Source organism: Marinobacter nauticus ATCC 49840, assembly GCF_000284615.1.
Lineage (GTDB): Bacteria > Pseudomonadota > Gammaproteobacteria > Pseudomonadales > Oleiphilaceae > Marinobacter > Marinobacter nauticus.
This window is the reverse complement of sequence record NC_017067.1, coordinates 1,114,538-1,137,354: the sequence shown is the minus strand read 5'-3', so window position 1 is coordinate 1,137,354 and position 22,817 is coordinate 1,114,538. Positions and strand designations below refer to the sequence as shown.

Genomic DNA, 22,817 nt, shown 5'->3' with positions numbered 1-22,817 from the left:
CGTGACCAACAATACCTCCGCGCAAGCGGAGGTACTTCTCAGCATCAAGGGCATCTCCAAGAGCTTTGACAGCACCCTGGCGGTAGACGACGTCAGCCTGGACATCCACAAGGGCGAGATCTTTGCCCTTCTGGGTGGCTCCGGCTCCGGCAAATCTACCCTGCTGCGAATGCTGGCGGGCTTCGAAACCCCGGATTCCGGCCGCATTGTGCTGGATGGTCAGGACATCACGGCCCTGCCGCCTTACCTGCGACCCACCAACATGATGTTCCAGTCCTATGCCCTGTTCCCGCACATGACCGTGGAGCAGAACATTGCTATGGGTCTGAAACAGGACAAGCTGCCGAAGAACGACATTGCCGACCGTGTAGCCGCCATGCTCAAGCTGGTGAAGATGGAGCCCTACGCCAAACGCAAGCCGCAGCAGCTCTCAGGTGGCCAGCAGCAGCGTGTGGCCCTGGCCCGCTCGCTGGCAAAGCGACCAAAGTTGCTGCTGCTGGACGAGCCGATGGGTGCTCTGGACAAAAAACTGCGCACCGAAATGCAGCTGGAACTGGTGGATATTCTGGAGAAGGTGGGCGTGACCTGCCTGATGGTCACCCACGACCAGGAAGAAGCCATGACCATGGCCAGCCGGATAGCCATTATGTCCCACGGCCGGATCGCTCAGGTGGGTTCGCCCATTGATATCTACGAAAGCCCGAACAGCCGAATGACGGCAGAGTTTATCGGCTCCGTGAATATCTTTGAGGCGAACATTCTGGAAGACAATTCCGACAGCCTCTCCTTGGCCAGCGAGCTGCTGGACGCACCGGTGTTTATTGACCGGGGGGTAACCACGCCGGCGGAAACCACGGAAACCCTGATCGCCCTGCGCCCGGAGAAGATCTACCTGACGACCGAGAAGCCCGAAGGCGATAGCAACTGGAGCTGCGGCACGGTGGACAACATTGCTTACCTGGGTGACATCACGTCTTACTACGTGAAGCTCGCCAGCGGCAAGCGGGTGCAGGCCACCATGGCCAATGTGGAACGCCGTGGTGAGCGGCCCACCTGGGGCGACCGGGTCTATGTATCCTGGGAAGCCTCCAGCCCTATCCTGCTCTGGAACTGACGCCATGACCAAGAAGCTTCTGGCAACCCCTCTGGCGGAGCGGGTGCGCGCGGTGGTATTTCACCGGCGGGTCGTCTTCGGTGTGCCCTTCGCCTGGTTGCTGCTGTTCTTCCTGCTGCCGTTTGCGCTGGTGCTGAAGATCAGCCTGACCTCGGCAGTAATGGCCATTCCGCCCTACGAGCCGGTGTTCCGATGGGTGGAGAATACCCTGTCGGTGGTGGTGAACTTTGGCAATTACCTGTTCCTGGCCTCCGACAGCCTCTACATTGCCGCCTATTGGGGCTCGGTGAAAACCGCGTTTCTGGCCACCTTGTTCTGCCTGCTGATCGGCTACCCCATGGCCTATGCCATGGCCCGCGCGCCGAAGCACTGGCAACTGGTGTTCCTGCTGATGGTGATGCTGCCGTCCTGGACCTCGTTCCTGATTCGGGTTTATGCCTGGATGGGCATACTCGGTAACCAGGGCCTGCTCAACAGCTTCCTGCTGTGGCTGGGCGTAATCGAATCGCCGCTGAAAATGCTGAACACCAACTTCGCGGTGATTCTGGGAATCGTCTATGCCTACCTGCCGTTCATGATCCTGCCCATCTACACCAATCTGGTGAAGCTGGACATACGCCTGCTGGAAGCGGCGTCGGATCTGGGCTGCCGCAGCCTGACCACCTTCTGGTCCGTTACCCTGCCGTTGTCCAGGGCCGGAATCCTGGCCGGCTCCATGCTGGTGTTCATTCCAGCCGTGGGCGAATTGGTGATTCCGGAACTGCTGGGTGGTCCGGATACCCTGATGATCGGAAAGGTGCTCTGGGAAGAGTTCTTCAACAACCGAGACTGGCCGGTGGCCTCTGCGCTGGCAATCGTGATGCTGGCGCTGCTGCTGGTACCCATTGTGTTGTTCCACCGCTTCCAGGCCCGGGAGATGGAAAAGAATGGTTAGGTTAAAAGCCCCCGGTTTCTCGAAGACCATGCTGATGCTGGGCATGCTGTTCCTGTATCTGCCCATGGTGGTGCTGATCGTATACTCGTTCAACGCCTCACGGTTGGTATCGGTATGGGCCGGGTTCTCCACCAAATGGTACGGCGCCCTGCTCGCCAACGAACAGATCCTGTCGGCGGTGTGGATGAGCCTGCGCATTGCCTTCTATTCCGCCAGCATGGCGGTGTGTTTGGGCACCCTGTGCGCGTTCGTGATCACCCGGTTCAAGAAGATGCGCGGGCGCACGTTGCTGTCCAGCATGATCACCGCCCCTCTGGTAATGCCAGAGGTGATCACCGGCCTGTCATTGTTGCTGCTGTTTGTGCAAATGGCCCAACTGATTGGCTGGCCGACGGATCGTGGCATGGCCACCATCTGGATTGCCCATACCACCTTCTGCAGCGCCTACGTGGCTGTGGTGGTGAGTGCCCGCCTGAGAGAAGTGGATCGTTCCATTGAGGAAGCCGCCATGGATCTGGGCTGCACGCCGCTGAAAACCTTCTTTGTCATCACCCTGCCGGTCATCGCTCCGGCACTGGTTTCCGGCTGGCTGCTGGCATTTACCCTGTCGCTGGACGACTTGGTAATTGCCAGCTTTGTGTCTGGCCCGGGAGCCACCACCTTGCCGATGGTGGTGTTCTCCTCCGTTCGGATGGGAGTGTCACCGGAGATCAACGCGCTGGCGACTCTGATTATCGCTGCGGTGTCTGTGATTGCGTTTATCGCCTGGCTCTGGCTGCGGCGAGCAGACAAGCGACGAACCAGGGCCTGAGCTGTGCCGCGACGGGGCTACAAAGCGCCCTGACCCGATGCCATTCGCCGATCCCGAATGCTTTGGATCCACTGATAGAACACTGGCACCAGCAGTGTCCCCAGAATCGTCGCCGCCACCATGCCGCTGAGCACGGTAATACCGAGGCTCACACGGCTGGCGGCGCCGGCGCCGCTGGCGAAGACGAGCGGCAGAACGCCCAATACAAACGACAGCGCCGTCATCAGAACCGCTCGGAATCGCAACACGGCGGCCTTCTGAGCCGCCTCAGCCGTAGACAGTCCCGATGCCCTCAGTTGCATGGCAAACTCGACAATCAAGATGGCCGTTTTGGTGGAAAGACCGATCAGTAATACCAGCCCCACCTGGGCGTAGATATTGTTCGCCAGCCCCACCAGCCAGAGCCCAGCCATGGCACCGGCGAGTGCCAGCGGCACCGCACCGAGAACCGCAGCAGGCAGGCTCCAGCTTTCGTATTGGGCCACCAGAAACAGATACACAAACACCAGGGCCAGCACAAAGATCACGGCGGCCAGGTTACCCGCCTGGATTTCCTGCAGGCTCTGACCGGACCAACTGAACTCATAACCCTGGGGCAGGCTTTCAGACAAAGCTTCCATGGCATTGATCGCATCGCCGCTGGCAAACCCGGGAGCGGGCTCGCCGGACAGGGTGACCGAGCGTTTGAGATTGAAATGCTGAATGCTGGAAGGCCCCAGCACAGGTTCCAACGACGCCAGCGTTGTCAGTGGCACCATGTCGCCTTCCTGGTTTCGGACAAAATAGTGAGTGAGATCCTCTGGCCGTTGGCGATACTCGCCTTCGGCCTGCAACAACACCCGGTAGTTTTTTCCGAATCGGGTGAAATCATTCACGTACAGGGAGCCAAGCTGGGTTTGCAAGGTCGAGAAAATATCGGAGAGCTGAATGCCAAGGGCCTTGGCCTTGTTTCTGTCCACTTCCAGAAGGTACTGGGGGATATTGGCACGGTACGTACTGTATACCCGGGACAGGGCCGGATGCTGGTTCGCCTGAAAAATCAGGCCGTTCATCACCTGCGCCAGCTCCGAGACATCGCGCCCCAGATTGTCCTGAAGGCGATAGTCAAAACCGGCCGATGTGCCAAGGCCGGGAATCGGTGGAGGATTAAACACCATCACCTGGGCCTCGGAGACCGTCCAGAGTTTTGAATAAAGCCGGGGAATCACGCTGCCCAGGCCAAGCTCCGGTGTCTCCCGGTCTTCCCAATCCTTTAGCATGACAATGCCGAGACCATTGTTGGATGCGGCGCCTCCCAGCAGGGAAAAACCCGACACGGTTATGAAATCCGTCACTGCCGGATCTTCAAGCACCATGTCCGTCACCTTTTCCAGCACAGCATCGGTTCGCTCCAACGAGGCTGCATCTGGCAACTGCACATCTACAAACAGGAAGCCCTGGTCTTCCGGTGGCACGAACGCCGATGGTACCGCCTTGAAGAGTCCGCCACCGGCGACCAGCACAACCAGCAGCACCAGCCCCACCAGCATTCCTTTGCGCAGAAGCTCAGCCACGGCTTTGGAATAACCACCCGTACTGCGCGTGATCAGTGTCTCAAAGGGCCGAAGCCACCGGACAGATTGATCGCCACCTCGACCGAGCAGGGCCACACACAGAGCCGGACTGAGCGTAAGAGCGTTAACAGAGGATATGATCACAGCCACCGAGATCGTGACCGAAAACTGCTGATACAGTTTGCCGGTAATGCCCGGCATGAAGGCAACCGGCACAAAGACCGCCAGCAGCACCAGCGTGGTGGCGATGACCGGGCCGGTCACCTCTGCCATGGCTTTGCTGACCGCCTCACGGATTGGCAAGGCTTCTTCCTTGAGGATGCGCTCGACGTTCTCGATCACCACGATGGCGTCATCCACCACAATCCCGATCGCCAGGACCAGGCCGAACAGCGTGATTGTATTGATGGAATAGCCAAGTACGGACATCACCGCGAAGGTCCCGATCAGCGAAACCGGAATGGCGATACTGGGTATCAGGGTGGCCCGCCAGTTCTGCAGAAACAGGAAAACCACGAGAATGACCAGGCCAACCGCCTGAAACAGCGTAACGACCACTTCACTGATAGACCGGCTGATAAACTCCGTGGTGTCGTACAGAACGCTGTATTCCACGCCCTCGGGAAAACTTGCCGAGGCACTTTCGACCAAGGCTTTCACCCTTTCTGCCACATCCAGCGCGTTGGCATCCGGGAGCTGGTAGATCACCAGAAAGGCCGTGTCGCGGTTGTTCAGTTTCGCGGTGGAAGTGTAGGACCGCGAACCAAGTTCAATCCGGCCGACATCGCGCAGCCGGACAAATCCGCCGTCCGGCCGCGACCGCAGGATCGTTTGCCCGAACTCTTCCGGGTCCGATAACCGCTCCCGTGTCTGGATGCTATAGACAAACTGCTGCCCGGCAGGCACCGGCGATTGTCCGAGCTTACCGGCGGCGACAATCTGGTTCTGCTCCTTCAGCGCGGCGGCCACCTCCGCAACCGTCACATCCAGCGCGGCCATGCGGCGGGGATTCAGCCACACCCGCATGCTGTAATCCTTGGCGCCCATCACTTCGGCGGAGCCCACCCCGGCAACCCGGCCCAACGCCTCCACGAGATTGTTTGAGGCATAGTTGCTGAGAAACACACCGTCCAGGTCGTCCCGGCTGGAAGTCAGATTGATGCCCAGCAGCATGTTGCCGGTTTGCTTGCTGACGATAACACCCTGGCGCCGGACCTCATCTGGCAGGAAGGGCTCGGCCAGCGCGACCCGGTTCTGCACATTCACCTGGGCAATGTCGGTGTCGGTCCCACTTTCAAAGGTCAGCGTGATTTTGGCGGTACCGTCACTGGAGGCCGATGATTCCATGTAAATCATGCCCTCCACGCCGTTGAGCTGCTGCTCCACCGGCCGTATGACAGCCTCCTCTACCACCTGGGCGCTGGCGCCCGGCAACGTCGCAGTCACCTGAACCTGGGGTGGCGCCATGTCCGGGTACATGTTGACAGGCAGGATACGTAACGCGAGCGCCCCTGCGAGCGTGATGAGAATGGAAATAACGAAGGCAAACTTCGGGCGCTGAATAAACACGCGGCTGATCATGGCTGTGCCTCACCGGGCTGGCTCAACACGCCGGTGTCTGGATCGATGTCTTTGCGGACCGGATTCACCGCGACGCCGGCACGAACCTTCTGCAGCCCTTCAACAATGACCCGGTCCCCGGCCTCCAGGCCGGATTTCACGACCAGTAATGCTCCGTCACGGGCGCCGGTCTTAATGAATCGCTGGGCCACCTGATTCTGGTCATCCACCAGCAGGACAAACTTGCCTTCGATGGTCTCCTGAATCGCCACCTGCGGTACCAGGACCCGTGCCTCTCCGGTATGTCCGGAGACTTTCAGCGTGACGTAAAGACCAGGCACCAGCACCGCATCCGGATTCGGGAACACGGCACGAATTGCCACGGTACCGGTACTGGCGTCGGTCTGGACATCGGCGAAGTCGAGCGTGCCCGGCTGGGCGTAGACTTCACCATCGGACAAGGTTAGTGAAAGGTCCAGACTCTTCGCGACTGCCTGCGCGGATTCGGCGCCCGCCCGGCGAAACGCAATGAAGTCAGCCTCGTTGACCTGAAACTCCACGTACATCGGGTCCGTCACCAGTACCGACGTAATGGGACCAGTAGCCGGCCCGACTACCGCGCCGACATCATAATTCAGGCGGCCTACCCAGCCGTTGAAGGGAGCCTTGAGTTCCGCGTAATCAAGATTGGTGCGTGCCTTCTGAAGCGCCGCTTCTGCGGTCTGAAGGCGGCTTTGAGCAGCGCTGAAACGGTCCTTGAGTTTGTCGAGATCTGCTGCCGACAGGAAGCCTTTACCCGCAACATCCTCTCCCCGGTCCAGATTCCGGCGCGCGGAGTCCAGCTCGGCACGGGCTGCAGCCAGCTCCGCTTCAGCCTGCTGCAGATCGGCATTGGCGCGCGTATCTTCCAGCCGCAGTAACACCTGCCCCTGCTCCACCCGGGCGCCCTCTCTGAACAGCACCTCACGGATTTCGGCCTCGATCCGGGCCGTGATGTCTGCCCGGGCCGACGCTGACGTGCGGGCAACGAATTCCCGGGAAGGTCGAACCTCCGAGGTTTTGAGCTCCACCACCGACACCGCAACGGGCTGAGGCGATGGCGACTCCGCAGACTCGGAGCACCCCACCAGCAAAGACAACACCAACGACCATCCGAGTGCACGGAGTCGCTCTTTATAAAACATCTCAAGAAGCTGCATGGACACCATTCCCTGTATCGTGGGCAAGGCCCTGCCAGAGCCTGCCCATTAACGACGCATAGCGACTGATTGAGTTACTGAATCAATCTTAGTCGCTGATGGTGCATGCAGCCATTGCTTCAGGCGGTGGCGTCCGTCTAGGTTGCAGGGCGCTGTGGATGGCGACTTGAGAGAATGTGGTGCAGACCATCACAGTCGACCATGGGGTCGTCGCAGTTCACGACGATGTCCGAATGGGCAATCACATAGCCCTTTCCGGTGATACTGTTCTTGACCACCTGATACTCGCCTTCGGTTTCGACCGTGGTAAATTCACCGATAAAACCGGTGTCTCGAAGGGAAACGGTTTCCAGTTTATCGCCCGGCTGGATTCGGCCTTCGTAGTTCATCAACGCAAGCCTGGCCGAGGTACCGGTACCGGTAGTGCTACGACAGATCACGCCGGGGTGGACGTAGGTGGCCGATCGTGAGCGGTAATAACCATCGGCCACTTTTTCTTCCGGCCCCATAAAGTGCAGAAATGGCAGAGGCCCGACATCACCCAGGGTGTAGTGGGAAAATCCACGGGCAGCCTGAATGGCCTCGACAATGGCATGCGCGGTGCGGGCCAGCTCCCGTTCCTCGTCAAGGGTCAGGTCAAAGCCCAGTGATTTGGCATCCACCAGGGCATAGAACCCGCCACTATAGGCCACACTGTAGGCAACCTCGCCAATGCCCGGCACGTTAATACTAGCATTGTAGGTGTGGATGTAGCTCGGCAAGCCCTCGCAGGTGACCGCTTCTACCACGCCGTCATGAACAATAGCCTCAATGTTCACGAGACCCGCCGGCGATTCCAGCATGAAATGTTGTTTGCCCTCCTGCTTTGGCACTATGCCCGCCTCGAGGACCGCCGTCGCCGTACATATGGTGTTGGAACCCGAATAGATGGGATATCCCATCACCTCCATAATAATGTATCCAGCCGCCGCCCTGGGATCGGTGGCGGGGACCAGCAAATCCACGGACATTTCGGGAATGCCATAGGGCTCCTCCAGCAGGAGTTTGCGCAAGCCATCAGCATCGTCCCGGAGGTACTCCATCTGCGCCCGCACGGTGTCGCCGGGCAACAGGTCAATGCCGCCGGTAACAATGCGGCTGACATCACCACCGGCGTGAGTGTCCATCAACTGAATGGTCAGTTCCGGTTTCATCAGTCCGCCTCCACCTCGTAGGGTTGCCCGTGCTCCTGCCACTGGGCATCGGGCACAATCACGATTTTCCCCAGGTAATTGCTGCCTCGGTTCACGAAGTACTCCTCCGCGCGGTGCAACTCAGACAACCGGAAAGCACCGTGCAGTACCGGCTTCAAATCACCGCTCCGGATCCATCTCATAAGCTGCTCTGCCTCTTCCCGGGTGCCATGGGACACACCAAAAATCTGCACCTGGTACAGATAGATGCGGGTCCAGAGAATTTCGCTGATGTTGCCGCCACTGGCCCCGGCAATACTCAGCCTCGGATAGGTGCTCCGGGCATTCATGTCAAAAATCATGGCGTCGATGAAACGGTCCGTCATGTCGCCGCCCACCAGGTCCATGACCGCATCCAGCGGCTTGCCTCCGGTTTCCGCCTTCACCCGATCGACAAAGCTATCCATGTCGGTTCTGTCGAGAACGGCCTCGGCGCCAAGCTTCAGCAATGAATCAGCCTTGTCCTTCTGGCTCAGAGCGTAGGGAATGGCACCGATAATCCGGCAGAGCTGAATCAGCGCCGTACCCACGCCACCGCTGGCACCGGTAACCAGCACGCGTTCACCAGCCTGAATATTGGCAGAGGTAAGCATGTGGTAGGCGGTCTGATAGGAACACATGCCCATGGAAGCGAGCTCGGCGTCGGCCAGGTCCGGATTGGGAATGTGATGGAACTGATCAGACGGTAAAGCGACGTACTCGGCGTATCCGCCATCTGCGCCATGGCCGTAATAATCCGGCGTGAGATTGATGTCTGTGCGGTTGTCCGCATAGATGTTGAAGTCCAACAAGCCGCGTTCGCCGATACGCTGTTCACTGACACCCGCGCCCACGGCAACAATACGACCGACAATATCGGCCCCCTGAATGCGCGGGAAGGTGAGCGTAGGTTTGCCGCCCATCTGGAACGACGTCATTTCCCCTTTTTTAGTGGGGTATAGCCCCTCACGGGCTTTGCGGTCTGTGTTGTTCTTGGCGGTGGCAGTTACCTGAACCAGCACCTCGCCTTCCCTCGGCTGAGGTACCGGTACATCCTGATACATGAGCTGATCAATTCCGCCATGGCCTTTCAGAACCATCGCCTTCATTGAGGACGGGATCATCGGCAACAGACCCTCCTGTTCTGGTGAATAAACTACCCAGACAGAATAGGAAAGATCACCGGGTGTGTCAGGGCCTGTTACGGATATCCATTAGACTCAACCGGTTTACCGAGCGATTACCCGATAAACCGGCCTTAATCGCGGAATCTGCTTGAGGACCACCTGGATAACCGTCATCAAGGGCACAGCAAGGAGAACCCCCACTGGCCCCCACAACCAGCCCCAGAAGAAGATCGAAACAAAGATGATCACGGGGTTGATGGCCATCCGGAAACCATGAATCCAGGGCTCAAGGAAAAATCCGACAATCGTGGTGAGCACAATGAAGCTGATCGGCGCAAGCACCATCATCCAGAGCACGTCCAGGGAAATGGCGGAGACTATGGCCAACAGGGTGATGGTAAGCATGTTACCAAGGTACGGAATAAACCGTGCAAGGCCTGCAATCAGGCCCCAGACGGCCGGGTCTGGCAGGCCGATGGCCCAACAGATCAGGCCGGTCAACACGCCGACAGACGTATTGGACAACCCCAGTACCGCCAGATATTGCGCAATCTGATGCTGGGAATCGTGGGTGATCCTCAGCACGGTCTTGCGCTGGGACCGGGGCAACTGCTTGACGAAGTTGCGAATCAACCGGTCGCCACTGACCAAAAGGAAATAGGTTAACGCCAGTGCCAGCGCCAGCCCGGCAATGCCGTTTCGGGCCTTGGACATTAACTGACTGCGCCAGGAGTCGGTTTGCAATACCACCGTGGTGGGTTTGGTGCCCTGATCTTTGGAAAGCTCTTCAACCGATTTTTCGACCTGCTCGGCAGACTGACTGACCTTGTCGATCTGGCGCATGATCTCACTCTCCCCCACCAACAGGCGAGACAGCCCCTCCGGTGCTTTCTGGGCCCACTCCAGAGCTGGCGTGGCGACCGCGGCACCCAGCCCCAGAATTCCGGCAAGGACCGCCAGCACCAGAACCAATGCGGATACCACACGCGGTATGCGCCAGCGCAAGTAAGCCTTTTTGACCAGAGGCGCCAGTAACAGGCTGGTCAGTACCGCCAGGATGATCGGGAGAACAATCTGATGAGCAATATACAGGGTGTACAGAATGCCAAGGATGAACAACCCGTAGATTGGCGTGGAGAGATCCGCGAACGATCGCGAACCTGTGCCATTCGTTTGCGGGGATTCTGTCTTCTGGTCATCCATGGGCTGTTTTACCTTGTCGGAGTGCCGCTCAGGACACAGGAGTTTCGCCAGCTCAACAATCTGGCGATTAGCAACACAGTGTAGCGTTTACAGGAAGCACCCGCATTATCAAACAATTACCAAGTGCATTTGAGGAAACTGAACCATCCACGCCCAGCACACCGTATACCTTCGGGATAAACAGCTGACAGCGGAGAACCCATGGCACCGCGCTACGATACATTGTTCTACGATGGCTCCTGCCCCCTGTGCGCGCGTGAGATACGCACCCTGCGAAGATTGCAGACCGGCAACCTGATCTTTGCGGATATTCACGAACAAAACCCGAGCAACCAGCAACTCCCTTCCCGGGAGCAACTGCTTCGGCGATTGCATCTGATGAGCTGGACCGGGGAGTGGGTAACGGGATTACACGCCAATGTGCGAGCCTGGTCGCACACCCGATTTGGCTGGTTGTTCAAGCCGCTTCTGTGGCCGGTGATTCACCCGATTGCCAGCCGGATTTATGAAACCTGGGCCGACAAACGGTATGAGCGTAAATACATTTGTGCGATGGGCCACGAAAAATCGTGCCCACCGGGAACCTGAGGCAAAAGACTGCTAGCTGGCCAGCTTGGGCAGGAATGAGGTATCCACCCAATAGCGCTTGAGATTGGCCTCATCGACCAGCACGGGCACTGTTTCCTGGTGAATATGATTACTCGGATCGAACCACAGGTTATCGCTTCGGAATACATGAAGCTCACCGGTTTGCGGATGCTGCCACTGGCAGACAATGCGGAACGGGTTACGACCGTTTACGGTCAGACTGGTGTTTTGCTCAACCGACGAAAATGTTGCGAGCACCTCGGTGCCGTGATCTTTCAGGTAAGCCTGTGAGCGGCTCTTCTTCCAACCAAATAACAGCATCCCGCCGCCAATGGCGCCAAACACGAGCCCGATACCTCCAAGAATCATGGGCAGCCCCCACAGCGAGAAGAAACTGTTGATTCGAGCACTCTCCGGAGCCGACGGCTCGTAAAACACAGACACACGCTCGCCGCGACTGAACGACGGCGGATTTGAGCCGGAGCGCGACCGGAACTCGATCTCCCGACCACGGATATCCTCGAAAACGACCACCGGATAATAGGTAGTCGAATCGCTGGAGCGAGAGCGCTCCAGATCAATGACCGTGCCCGCGGCTTCCGTAGCTCGCTCGATAAATGACACCGTACTGCTGTAACTCATCACCGCACCAACAAGCATACCGGCGCCAATGAGTGTGAAGGCATATTTGAGGATATTCAGGGTTTTCAATGGTTCAATCCTTGTGTTTTGGGTTCTTCCCTGGGAGGTGTTGGCCCGGATTTTATAGAACCATTGAGAACTATGCCATCGACGGGCTTCGGTAGCATCGAGAGTTAGAAACGTGGGATCAGATCACAGATTCTGAAGGGACTCGACCCACATCCAATGCTCTGGCTTGCCAAACTCCCGGCAATTAACGCAACGTAGTTTTCCCGGCATGTAAAACACAATTTCCAAGGTATTCCCCGAAAACTCCGTTTTATCGAAACCACAACCATTCACGGAACTACTGACAAATACGTGAACGTTGTCGCTTGCCCCGCAATGGTTGAAGCTATTGGATAGCGGGCGACCCAGGACGTTAACCAAGAACATTCCCGTTTTGGAAATTATTAAACGTGGAGTTTTTTCGAAGCGCTTCTCATGGTCCTGATAGTACGCCACAAAATCTTCACCCTCTTCTACTGCATAGTCCGGATAATAAACGCCCCAATAAGCCTCGCGTATGGGAGCCGATTTGGAGGTAGCCCATAGCGCCGGATTAATCAGTACAGGAATTCCTAGTGCAACCGTAAGCATGCCAAGTATAGGCAACCGGCGATTCCAGAAGCTGTTCATGGCGGGCAAGAACGAAACAGCCAAACCAAGCCAACCTAAGAACAAGCAACTTGCGAGAGCAATCCTGCCGTCGAAAAAAAGTGAGATAATTACGAAAGGCCACGTCAGAAACCCCATCAGCAAGCCTTTACCAATGAGGGTAATACGATCTCCATCGCGAAAAGGCACACCGAAAAACACGGTCAGCCATCCAGCCACACTGCTGACAAAGAAGACGATCAGGAACCCGATGTCCAGAGCCCTATTCTCGATTCCCAGAAAAGAATATCCAGAGCCGCCGGCCACTGTCGTCGCTACATAACTGAGAAGAACGAGCGTTGAGGGTAAGAAGAGAAAGGCTGAAATATACTGCATTGATAGTAACGTCCGTGTTTTATCAACTCTTATTAAAGTGCTGAGCTCTTCCTCTGAACTTGAAAACCTCACATATTTATCGTCGGAATTACTTGTCGTACAGCGTCAGAGTATTGCACTCCGTTAATCAGTTAACAGGCTCAGAGTGGTTAACGACACAACGGAAACCATTCCCCGAAGAATCAATGTGCTGACCACTTCGAGCAAACACGGTGCCGCCACCGCCAATGTGCTCCCCTCTACCGGCCCAGTCCCTCACGGTTTTTTCAGGATTGTCGGCATCAAGCGGACCGTCAGGACCCTTTGGATTTTCCTTGGGTGCGTTCCTGTAATAGTCGCTTTGAAACCAATCCTGCGTCCATTCCGCTACGTTTCCGGTCATGTCATAGAGGCCTAGCGGATTTGGTGGGTAGCTTCCAACCGGGCGCCGCTCGAACTTCAGCGAAGAGTGGATCAGGGTGTTGCCAGAAGGCGGTATGGAAGGGTCAACATACTCTTTTGGGCGGCGCAGGTAGGGATCCCTCTCGACATCGCCTGTATCGGTGGCATAGGGCACCGCCCTCCCCCGGCTTCGAGCCGCATACTCCCACTGAGCCTCCGTAGGCAAAGCAAAAGGCAGCCCGGTGCGTTCTGCAAGCCAGGCGCAATACCCCTCAGCCTCTCCGTAATTTGGTACTCGGGCGGGCTTTCGGTAATAGTTGGGTGACAAGGGGTCATCCGAAACCATCAGGTACTTTTTTAAGCTGAACTGGTCTGCATATAGGTGAGCTCGCTCAAGATCTTCGTAGTAAACTGCCATTTCACCCCAAGTCGTCTCGAACCGCGATACCGAGTAACTATCGATCCTAACGTTAACCACTGGGCGGCTATGATCCGTCAGAGTCACGTAAGGAGTGCCATCAGGCTTCCCAACATCTCCAAGAGCAAACTCACCACCTTGCACGAACACCTGATTATCTATAGCTTGCTTTAGGACTTGGGATACCACTTCATCCTCGCCACAGCCCGAAATAAGCGCTTGCACTACTACCAAACAAGCTACTTTTAGTGGTTCAACACCCGACATTAATCAAAGCCTCCTAAGCTATCCCGCATATTCGACAGGCATTAAACGGGTCCATTTGCACTGGTCTACCCGCGATCGCGACTTTACTCCTCAGCTCATAAATGAATAACCTCTGATCAGTTTCACCTTTTCCAACGAACTCAAATAGGCGATCAAGGTTCTCTTGAAAATCCTCCCGATTGGCAACACCCTCAGGATTCATCCGAAACACCGTTTCTTCGAAATCACGCCAACTTTGAAATGAAGCAAGGATCTCGCTCACAGCCTGAATCTTTATGTCGTTACTACTCCAGATATCAGGTGTAACCCACCAATCATAGAGAATATTGTCCAAGACAGTGCCTTTGACTTCAGGAGGGGAATGCAAGAACACGGCGTCTTCCTTAAGAGCGAGATCATTGACAACGTTTTGGGCAAGCTCAGCCCCACCCCGCTCGCGCTTTCGTCCTACGAATACATCATCCACAAACTCTGCAAGCCCGGTCACCACGCTCGTCGCAAACTCATGAGCTGCCGCAGCAGCAGTGAGGCCACGCCCCAATGCGAACAAACTCATTCGTTTATACCAGTCGAACGCTTCCGTATCAGGATCAAATAACTCCAAATACCTGAAGTCCACATCAAGCAATGCGTTATAGACAAAATGAAGCATCCGCATAATTTTCTGTGTTTCTACTTCGAGAAGAAAACTTCCTGCGGCTCCGGCACCCAAAACGAGCCCTGCGTGGGCATTGCAATAAAACTTTCCTGTGGTTTCACTGAAGTGCAATCGAATATTAAACTCAGCTCCTGCACCAAACGCAGCCTCGACCTTCTTCCCGATTCCGCAGAGCTTATCCCACTCTCGCGCTTCAGTTAGAACATCTCTCCAGCGCAGCTCCCCTGAAACTTCACACCCGCCGCGGACACCCGCAAATACACCACCTTCTATCTCCGCTTTCTGCCCGTTCTGTCTAGCAGCAATTCCTTTGATAGTTGGGAGGCCATCGGTAGTAGATACATGAACATTACCGGCAACAAGTGCTGAAGCACCGGCAAATCCAGAAAGCGAAGCCATAATCGCTGCCTGAAAATGCCCCAGCGAAGCAACTCTCCGCTCGCCGTCCCAGCCGCCGACTCGGTAAGGGATTTGGATTTCCGACCGCTTATTCACAGGGAACGCCTGCTCTATCCCCACTTTGCCTTGCGCCAGAGCAAACTGACCTTCTATCTTCGCCTGAAAGTGCACCTTGCCCTTCCTCGGATCAAACTCACCGGAAGCACTTCCCCCCGCGGCAAATCGCATGAACTGAGCCTCAGCCGACGCATCAAAGCCAGTTTCGTCGATCGCTTTTTGTCTTGCCTCGGCATCACCCCAGATCGACCAGGACGCCTCATCGTAAAACTTGTTCAATGTCGTCATGAGGGCACCATTCTGATCAGGCTCCCACAATTTTGCGTTGAACTTGATGTTTAGCTCACTTCGAATAGCATCTCGAAGCTTTGCCGGATCAACACCATTCTCGGTTAACCATCCATCACTCCGCGCCCGGTCTCTTGCCGCTATGGAATAACGTCGCCGGTGATTCTTCATTTTGTCAGAGCGCACAAACGTAACATGTCTATTACCGGCCAATCTTTTGATCTCAGTGATCGGCGGTATGCTCTGCATATCGTTAGTAAGAACGGAGCGAGCTTCCAGTTCTTCAACTAGGCGCTCTTTCTCTTCCTGCACTTCCGACAGCAACTGTCCTTCACCATCAGTCGGACTCAATTCGGAATCCTCGTCACCGTCGTTAAGCTCATCCAGCCTTTCATAAAACTCGTTTATCGGGCCGCAAACAAATTCTTCCTCTTCAAGCCACTCGGAGAGTTCCTCTTCCGTCAACAGGATCAATTCATCAGAGCCAGTGACATGGACAACGTCCACAATTTCTTCTGCACATGGTGGTTCCTGAGCTATTTGCCCTACCTCGCAGCTGGAGAAATCGGCATCGTTTGCAGCGGGAAGTTTGAGCCGTTGCCCGGGGAAAATCCGATCAGGATTTTCGATATCCGGATTCAGTCTCAGGAGGCTGCTTAGCGTGGTTTGGTGCCGCTGCGCGATCGCGCTCAGTGTATCGCCGGACTTGACGGTGTACTCAGAACTCATGAGGCAACTCCATATGCCAAACGTTTATCCATTTCATTCAGACGCATACCTGCGGGTATTTCAGTACTGGACAAAATAGCCTGAAGTTCTGGATGCTCAATGCGCTCTCCGTGCACTACAGCGAGCTCTGCAAATCGACTTACTTCTTTCTCTGTACGGAACCCAAACGAGCTCGCCTGCTGAATCAGCGCGTTCACTCTGGATGTATCGTTCAGACAAAGATATCGGGCCAACCTGGTTGCGAACTCTTCTCTGGCCATCGCTGCCAGGGCCTCAATATGGTGATCAGCAAGAACAAACCAGCCTTCCTCCGAAGCCTGCCTGGCTGATTTCTGCCCCTCGGCACAGAATCGCCTCCACTGACCATCATTTTGGACAGCCAGCCAGTCGGTTATCGGGCCACTGAATTGGTCTCGCTCCAGATCACTGAACACTCCCATCAACCTGACAAGCTGCTTTGGAGAATAGAATCTGAGATAGGAATAGCCACCATCAGATAACCTGACGCTCAACAGGCTTCGCAAATGATCGGCCAACACGGGCAGGATCTCGTCTGCCATCAGGACAACGGCATGGTCCTGCCACGTTCCCTGCTCTGACCATATTCGTGATGATGGCGAAGGCTTTACAAGGCAGGGGCTCACCTCGATGACCGGTTCATGGGGTGTACCAAGGTACAGGTATTCTAGTTCCGGCTGATCATCGTATTCATAGATGAATCTGGGAGCATCAAATACCGCACCATCAATCAGTATGTACGCTCGCTTAACGGCCTTCTCATCCAAGCCCATCATGCAATGTCACCCTCACATGAGCAGGCTTCCATGGCACAAGAACCATCCGGTTGGCGGCCGCATTGCTTCACAAGAGCAACATCCTTTTTAGCTGCGGACTTCAACGCGGGCACCGAGGCTACAGAAGGGCCCGCTGTCGCTCTGGTGTCATTTTCCGCCACCTGCACCGGCTCATCGTTGACCGTTAACTCGCTCAAACTCTCGGGCAACAACGGCCCCGTAACCCCAACCCCGCTACCACTCCCGGGCCCACCTCCGGAATTCATCCGCACCAAAGGCCCAGACACCGTCACCCCACTCGGGTCTACCTTCACAAAGCTGCCACCCGCTTTAAGTGTCACCTCGGCACCCGCCTCAATCACAATTTTCATACCAGCCTTGTGGTGGATTTCGGTGCCGGCTTCCACCAGCTGGTTTTTGCCCTGCTTGCTGTGGTGGCTGCCGTTTACGGTGAGGCTGTAGTCGGCGCCGATGCTCTCGCGATGTTCGCCATCTGTGGTGTGGTGGCGGTTGCCTTGGGTGTGGCTGAAACGGTTGTTTTCCACCGTAAGGTGGCTGTCGTTCCTGATGACTTCGGTGCGGTTGTTTTCCGTCAGCAGGTCCAGGTCTTTCTGGGCGTGCACGTAGATCTGCTCTTCGCCCGCTTCGTCTTCAAAGCGTAGCTCGTTGCTGCCCTCACCCTTGTGGGTTTTGGTCTTCAGGGTGGTCCGGGTTTTGTGTTCCGGCAGCGCGTACGGCGGTGTGTTGGTGGCGTGGTAGGTTCTTCCGGTGATGATGGGCTGGTCCGGGTCGCCGTCGAGGAAGGAGACAATCACTTCGTTACCAATCCTTGGCAAGGCCATAAAGCCGTATTGGCCTCCGGCCCAACCCTGAGCCACACGCAGCCAGGCGCTTGAGTGTTCGTCGTTCTTGGAATAGCGGTCCCAAGGGAATCTTACTTTTACCCGGCCGTACTGGTCGCAGTGGATTTCTTCCCCCTCCGGGCCGGTGACGAGGGCCATCTGGGGGCCGTCCATCACGGGTTTGTGGTTGCACAGCGGGCGCCAGGTTTTGTCGGCCGGGATGGCACTGAAGGTGTTGTGGTAGCTGGTGGGCTCGCTGCCACCCTCTTCTTCCAGGGCCTGGGGCTGTTTGCCGGTGTGGGTAATAGCGGTGAGCAGCCATTCCCGGTTCAGGGTCTGGCTGTCGTGGTCCTGCAGTTCCACTTTGGCGCCGGGGGTGAAATCCGGGCGGTTGCTTTTGCCGTTGGCCATGGATGCGTCGTTTCTGAGGGCATCCAGTTTGTTCTGGGTGAACGGCTGGCCGCTGGCGTCGGCTTTGTAGCGGCCGGGGTAGTCGTAGTGCTGGTAGTCTTCCCGGTGGTTCGCGTCGGCAGCGCTGTGTTCATGCATCAGGGCGTAGGCGGGGTTCTTGAAGGTGTAGTCCTTCATGGCCACGGTGGCGGCTTTGACCCGTTCTTCGTAGGCAAACTGGAACACGCAGGCCTGTTGGGTGCTGCCACCGGCTTTGGTGTTGCAGGTGACCGGGTCCAGTTTCGGGGCGTCGCCGTGGTGGTCGGCGAGAATCAGTGCCGGTTGTTCTTCACCATCCACGCTGCCGTGCTGGTAGCGGTAGTGCCAGCCTTCTTCGGCGGCCAGGCGTTCCAGGAACTGCAGGTCGGTTTCCCGGTGCTGGACGCAGTATTCCCGTTCTTCCGGTGGGCGTTTGAAGTCGAAGATGGAATCCACAATGCCCCGCTCTTCGAGCAGGGTGCGCACGATGGCGTCGGTGGTCTGGGTCTGGAAGATGCGGCTGTTGTGCATCAGGCCCAGGCGCCACAGGGGCGGCTGGATGACGACTTCGTAGCGGGTGCGGCGGTGGCCGGTGTCGCCTCGCATAAATTCGTTCACCACGCCGGTAAATCGGCGCAGGGGCTGGCCGTCCTGCCACACCACCAGGTCTACCGGCTGTTCCAGTACATCGGCGGCGGCCACATCCGGGTCGGTGCTGGCCAGTTGCAACCGGCCATGGAACAGATCAGACAGCCGTTCGGTCAGCGCGAAGCCGACAACGACAAAGTGATCCGAGGGGAATTCGCCTACACGGGCGGTGAACTGCAATCCGCTTGCCTGGGGCATGACTTCGATCCCTGAAGATTATGTTGAACTGACTCATCCTGAGCAGTCCCGATTATAACCACCAGCCTCCGGAATACCAACCAACAAACCGATGGCCTGTTTTAACCAGTTCTCAGTGATGAAAACCCGCGCCTGCGACTTTTGTTGAACCCGGTGAACGGTTAACCTTGAACACCGTCTAACAACAAGAGCAGCACCATGGCACAGTACACCATTGAAATTGATGAAACTTTCGATGTCCCCAGGCGCAAGGCTTTTGCCGTTTTTGCCGACCACCACCGCTTTGGCAAACTGGTCGGGGCACCGGTCAAGCGTATCAAGGACAGCGACCAGGCAGACCCCAACGGCATTGGCTCGGTTCGCAAGATCGGCATTGGCCCGCTGTCTCTTGAGGAAACCGTACTCGGTTTTGAACCCGACTCTCTGATTGAGTACACCATCAGCAGCATCAGCCCTTTGCGTAATCACCTGGGGCGTATTCTGTTCTCCGATGTAGGCGAAGGAAGAACCCGTATTCAGTACTCCATCCGTTTTGAGGATATTGTGCCGTTTACCGGCAAAGCGGTTCAGGTCGCGCTGGAAAAGGGATTACGCCGTGGTATCAAACGCCTGCCGTCAATGGCGTAAGCCTGTGGGAGCGAAGGCAACAATCGGTAACTTGATGAATATCAGATAATTGACCTGAGGCAACAATTTATAATTGTCAATTCTGTACTCTCCCGCGCAGTTTGCAATATCCGGCCATCGGGCTATAAGTGTGCCTGAAGCCGAAGACCTTACTGCTTTGCGGGAGACAGAAATGGCGGCAGCACCGATTGTTCTCTTCGACAACGGACACCACAAGTGCCTGATGTTCGATTCCCTGGTCACTGGCGAAGGCGTTCAGTCCAACCAGTTCCTGATTGTTGATGGCAAACACGAAGCCCTGATCGACCCCGGCGGAGATCTGACCTACACCCCACTCTCCGTCGCCGCGTCCAAGTACATGAACATCCGCGATATGGACTATGTCTTCGCGTCCCACCAGGACCCGGACATCATCGGCGCCATCGACCGCTGGATTGTTCACACCCGGGCAAAAATCGTTACCTCAAAGCTGTGGGCGCGCTTCTTGCCGCACCTGGTGTCAAGCTACGTCACCAACCAGCTCAGCGGCAGCGTCTACGACCGCATCGTCAGTATTCCTGACGGCGGCGCCAATGTGAGGTTCGGGGAGACTTATCTGCAGTGCCTGCCGGCGCATTTCATGCACTCGGTCGGTAACCTTCAATTCTACGATCCGGTCTCAAAAATCCTGTTCTCAGGTGACCTCGGCGCGTCCATGGGCGGAGAAGACGACCACCAGCCGGTGAAAGATTTCGACAAACACATCCCGAACATGATCGGCTTCCACCGCCGTTACATTGCTTCCAAGAAAGTCTGTCGTCTTTGGGCCAACATGGTTCGAGACATGGACGTGTCGATGATCGTGCCCCAGCATGGCAAGCGCTTTGAAGGCCCGGTGATGATTGATCGCTTCCTTAACTGGGTCAGCGATATGGATTGTGGCATTGATCTGGTATCCCAGGACAACTATCGCCAGCCGGTGGAATACGTGTAACAACCCGGTTCCGCAGGGACGCGGAACCACCTCCTGGCAAAAGCTGCGAAATCAGGCCTGTTGCAATCCGCTCAGGTTCAGTAAAATCCGCCTTTTCACTGAACCCTAGAGGCAGCGAATATGGGCAGAGCCTACCAAAACCGCAAAGAATCCATGGCCAAAACGGCCGCCGCGAAAACCAAGGTTTACAGCAAGTACGGCCGCGAGATCTACATGGCCGCCAAGGCTGGTGGCATCGACCCGCAAGCCAACCTTTCCCTGCGCGGGCTGATCGAGCGGGCCAAGAAAGACCAGGTGCCCACCCACGTTATTGAAAAAGCCATCGACAAAGCCAAGGGTGGTGCAGGCGAAGACTATGCGCCGGCCCGCTACGAAGGCTACGGCCCGGGCAACTGCATGGTCATCGTGGACTGCCTGACCGACAACCCGAACCGCACCTTTGGCGATGTTCGCCTGGCGTTCACCAAAACCAAGTGCAAGATCGGCACCCCGGGCGCCGTGGCCCACATGTTTGATCACTGCGCCATCTTTGCATTCGCCGGCCAGGATGAAGAAGCCGTACTGGAAGCCCTGATGGAAGCCGACGTGGACGTTACCGACATCGAAAGCGAAGACGGCAAAATCACGGTATTCACCCCGAACACCGAATACGCCAAAGCCAAACAGGCTCTGGAAGCCGCGTTTGAAGGCATTGAGTTCGATGTGGACGAGATCCAGTTCCTGCCAAAAACCACCACCGTGGTAGAAGGCGACGACATCCCGATGTTCGAGAAATTCCTCGACATGCTGAACGATCTGGACGACGTACAGAACGTATTCCACAACGCAGAACTGCCGCAGGAATAACCTCTGCCGGCAAAGAGTAGTCACAGAGGCGCGACAGGGCGGAGGTAGCAGGCGTGGAAAAGCCAAAGGTTATTATCCTGAAAACAGGCTCAACCTACCCGCAGATACGGGATCAGTTTGGTGATTTCGACGCCTGGTTCCTCCGCAACCTCGACGGTGATCTTGACGTTACCGTGCTGGATGCCGTGCAAACGCCACCCACGTCTGCTCCCAACGACTGGGCTGGCATCGTCATTACCGGCTCGCCGGCAATGGTCAGCGACAAAGCGCCCTGGAGCGAAGAAACCGCCCGCTGGATAAAACAGGCGGTCGAGGCCAAGGTTCCACTTCTCGGAGTCTGCTATGGCCACCAGTTGCTGGCCCACGCTATGGGTGGCAAGGCGGACTACCATCCGAAAGGCCGAGAGACCGGGACGCACACCGTGCGATTGCTCGACAGCGCCAGTTCAGACCCCCTGTTCAGTCAGTTGCCGGCAGAATTCCCCGCCCACCTGACCCACAAGCAATCAGCACTTGAACTCCCTCCGGGCGCTGTACTGCTGGCCAATTCGGCCTTCGAGCCACACCAGGCGTTCCGGGTTGGCGACCATGCCTGGGGCGTGCAGTTTCATCCGGAATTCACCGAAGCCATCATGAAAGCCTATCTCGAAGTCCAATTTCCGGACATCGTAGCCGAAGGCCTGGACGCCCAGAGTCTGCTGCAGGGCGTGCGCCCCGCCCCTGATGCCAATCACTTGCTGAAGCTTTTCGCTGAGTACCTGAACGCCCGCGCAATGACCAAATAGTCATGGAACCCGAGCGGCTGTGTGAACGTTTTGTATGTTGAATGAGTACAGATCGCTATCTACTGTACTGGAATACAACAGAGAAAGGAGCCTCACATGAACGGTATCAGAAAGCACTTAAGAAAGTTCTCACTGACGATGGCCGTACTCCTCGCGTTTGCGACCACGTTCTCCATGTCCGCCAACGCAGGCATGGTGGGTACCGGTGAGTTGATCCAGCAACAGCAGGTCGATCTGGACCGGCAACAGTTGCTGGAAATGCTTGAAGATCAGGACGTGAAGGCAAAACTTCAGCAACTGGGCGTGACAGAAGCCCAGGTTGCGGAGCGCATCCAGAATCTGACGCCGGCCGAACTGGCCGAGTTCGAGCAACAACTGGCCGAAGCACCAACCGGCGAGGGGGTTGTCGGCATCATTGTTCTGTTCCTGGTGGTATTCATCATAACCGATATGCTCTGCGCGACGGATCTGTTCCCCTTCGTGAAATGCATTCGCTGATTTGTA

20 protein-coding genes are annotated in these 22,817 nt (G+C 56.5%); 9 read left to right on the top strand and 11 right to left on the bottom strand.

From position 1 onward, the window contains the following. Position 1 precedes the first annotated feature (1 nt). The 3 genes from potA to MARHY_RS05200 are packed head-to-tail and all read left to right on the top strand — an operon-like array spanning position 2 to position 2,859. The gene (potA, locus tag MARHY_RS05210; RefSeq protein WP_370230853.1) at positions 2–1,114 is read left to right on the top strand and encodes a polyamine ABC transporter ATP-binding protein; all 1,113 of its coding nucleotides are present in this window, start codon (positions 2–4) and stop codon (positions 1,112–1,114) included. Positions 1,115–1,118: 4 nt separating this feature from the next. Next, positions 1,119–2,048 carry an ABC transporter permease subunit gene (locus MARHY_RS05205; protein ID WP_014420853.1) on the top strand — a complete coding sequence of 310 codons (930 nt, stop codon included), beginning with the start codon at positions 1,119–1,121 and terminating at the stop codon, positions 2,046–2,048. Then, a complete protein-coding gene (locus tag MARHY_RS05200) occupies positions 2,041–2,859 on the top strand; it encodes an ABC transporter permease subunit (protein ID WP_011785609.1) in 819 nt (272 codons plus the stop codon). Before MARHY_RS05205 ends, MARHY_RS05200 begins: the two co-directional genes overlap by 8 nt. Before the next feature lie 17 nt (positions 2,860–2,876). Here the strand turns inward: MARHY_RS05200 and MARHY_RS05195 are convergent, their stop codons facing one another. From MARHY_RS05195 to MARHY_RS05175, 5 genes are all read right to left on the bottom strand, one after another. Further along, on the bottom strand, positions 2,877–5,993 hold the full coding sequence (locus MARHY_RS05195; RefSeq protein ID WP_014420852.1) for an efflux RND transporter permease subunit: 3,117 nt from the start codon (positions 5,991–5,993) through the stop codon (positions 2,877–2,879). After that, entirely contained in the window at positions 5,990–7,171 is a 1,182-nt protein-coding gene (locus MARHY_RS05190) for an efflux RND transporter periplasmic adaptor subunit (RefSeq protein WP_014420851.1), read from the bottom strand. Before MARHY_RS05190 ends, MARHY_RS05195 begins: the two co-directional genes overlap by 4 nt. Before the next feature lie 137 nt (positions 7,172–7,308). Continuing rightward, positions 7,309–8,364 (bottom strand): proline racemase family protein, encoded by a 1,056-nt coding sequence (locus tag MARHY_RS05185; RefSeq protein ID WP_014420850.1) that lies wholly within the window; start codon positions 8,362–8,364, stop codon positions 7,309–7,311. Then, positions 8,364–9,506, bottom strand: coding sequence for a zinc-binding dehydrogenase (locus MARHY_RS05180; RefSeq protein ID WP_011785613.1), 1,143 nt, complete (start codon positions 9,504–9,506; stop codon positions 8,364–8,366). Before MARHY_RS05180 ends, MARHY_RS05185 begins: the two co-directional genes overlap by 1 nt. A 105-nt stretch (positions 9,507–9,611) precedes the next feature. Further along, positions 9,612–10,712 carry an AI-2E family transporter gene (locus tag MARHY_RS05175; RefSeq protein ID WP_011785614.1) on the bottom strand — a complete coding sequence of 367 codons (1,101 nt, stop codon included), beginning with the start codon at positions 10,710–10,712 and terminating at the stop codon, positions 9,612–9,614. Positions 10,713–10,913: 201 nt separating this feature from the next. On the opposite strand from MARHY_RS05175, the gene MARHY_RS05170 reads away from it, so the two are divergent. Further along, positions 10,914–11,300, top strand: a complete 387-nt coding sequence (locus MARHY_RS05170) for a thiol-disulfide oxidoreductase DCC family protein (protein WP_014420848.1) — start codon at positions 10,914–10,916, stop codon at positions 11,298–11,300. Between the two features lie 12 nt (positions 11,301–11,312). Here MARHY_RS05170 and MARHY_RS05165 read toward each other — a convergent pair whose 3' ends face one another. From MARHY_RS05165 to MARHY_RS05140, 6 genes are all read right to left on the bottom strand, one after another. Beyond that, positions 11,313–12,011 carry a DUF3592 domain-containing protein gene (locus MARHY_RS05165; RefSeq protein ID WP_014420847.1) on the bottom strand — a complete coding sequence of 233 codons (699 nt, stop codon included), beginning with the start codon at positions 12,009–12,011 and terminating at the stop codon, positions 11,313–11,315. Between the two features lie 123 nt (positions 12,012–12,134). Further along, entirely contained in the window at positions 12,135–12,974 is an 840-nt protein-coding gene (locus MARHY_RS05160; RefSeq protein WP_014420846.1) for a hypothetical protein, read from the bottom strand. A 127-nt stretch (positions 12,975–13,101) separates the two neighbouring features. Next, entirely contained in the window at positions 13,102–14,040 is a 939-nt protein-coding gene (locus MARHY_RS05155; RefSeq protein ID WP_041654589.1) for a formylglycine-generating enzyme family protein, read from the bottom strand. Between the two features lie 13 nt (positions 14,041–14,053). Further along, entirely contained in the window at positions 14,054–16,171 is a 2,118-nt protein-coding gene (locus tag MARHY_RS05150; protein ID WP_014420844.1) for a LysM peptidoglycan-binding domain-containing protein, read from the bottom strand. Beyond that, entirely contained in the window at positions 16,168–16,965 is a 798-nt protein-coding gene (locus MARHY_RS05145; protein WP_014420843.1) for a DUF4123 domain-containing protein, read from the bottom strand. Before MARHY_RS05145 ends, MARHY_RS05150 begins: the two co-directional genes overlap by 4 nt. Continuing rightward, positions 16,962–19,082 (bottom strand): type VI secretion system Vgr family protein, encoded by a 2,121-nt coding sequence (locus MARHY_RS05140; RefSeq protein WP_014420842.1) that lies wholly within the window; start codon positions 19,080–19,082, stop codon positions 16,962–16,964. Before MARHY_RS05140 ends, MARHY_RS05145 begins: the two co-directional genes overlap by 4 nt. A 198-nt stretch (positions 19,083–19,280) precedes the next feature. Between MARHY_RS05140 and MARHY_RS05135 the strand changes: the two genes are divergently transcribed. From MARHY_RS05135 to MARHY_RS05115, 5 genes are all read left to right on the top strand, one after another. After that, complete coding sequence (locus MARHY_RS05135) at positions 19,281–19,709, top strand: SRPBCC family protein (protein WP_014420841.1); 429 nt, start codon at positions 19,281–19,283, stop codon at positions 19,707–19,709. Positions 19,710–19,881: 172 nt separating this feature from the next. Beyond that, the gene (locus MARHY_RS05130; protein ID WP_011785623.1) at positions 19,882–20,682 is read left to right on the top strand and encodes an oxygen-binding di-iron domain-containing protein; all 801 of its coding nucleotides are present in this window, start codon (positions 19,882–19,884) and stop codon (positions 20,680–20,682) included. Positions 20,683–20,802: 120 nt separating this feature from the next. Further along, positions 20,803–21,528 carry a YebC/PmpR family DNA-binding transcriptional regulator gene (locus MARHY_RS05125; protein ID WP_011785624.1) on the top strand — a complete coding sequence of 242 codons (726 nt, stop codon included), beginning with the start codon at positions 20,803–20,805 and terminating at the stop codon, positions 21,526–21,528. 53 nt (positions 21,529–21,581) lie between these two features. Next, positions 21,582–22,313 carry a glutamine amidotransferase gene (locus MARHY_RS05120; protein ID WP_011785625.1) on the top strand — a complete coding sequence of 244 codons (732 nt, stop codon included), beginning with the start codon at positions 21,582–21,584 and terminating at the stop codon, positions 22,311–22,313. Positions 22,314–22,409: 96 nt separating this feature from the next. Continuing rightward, a complete protein-coding gene (locus tag MARHY_RS05115; RefSeq protein WP_014420840.1) occupies positions 22,410–22,811 on the top strand; it encodes a PA2779 family protein in 402 nt (133 codons plus the stop codon). Positions 22,812–22,817 lie beyond the last annotated feature (6 nt).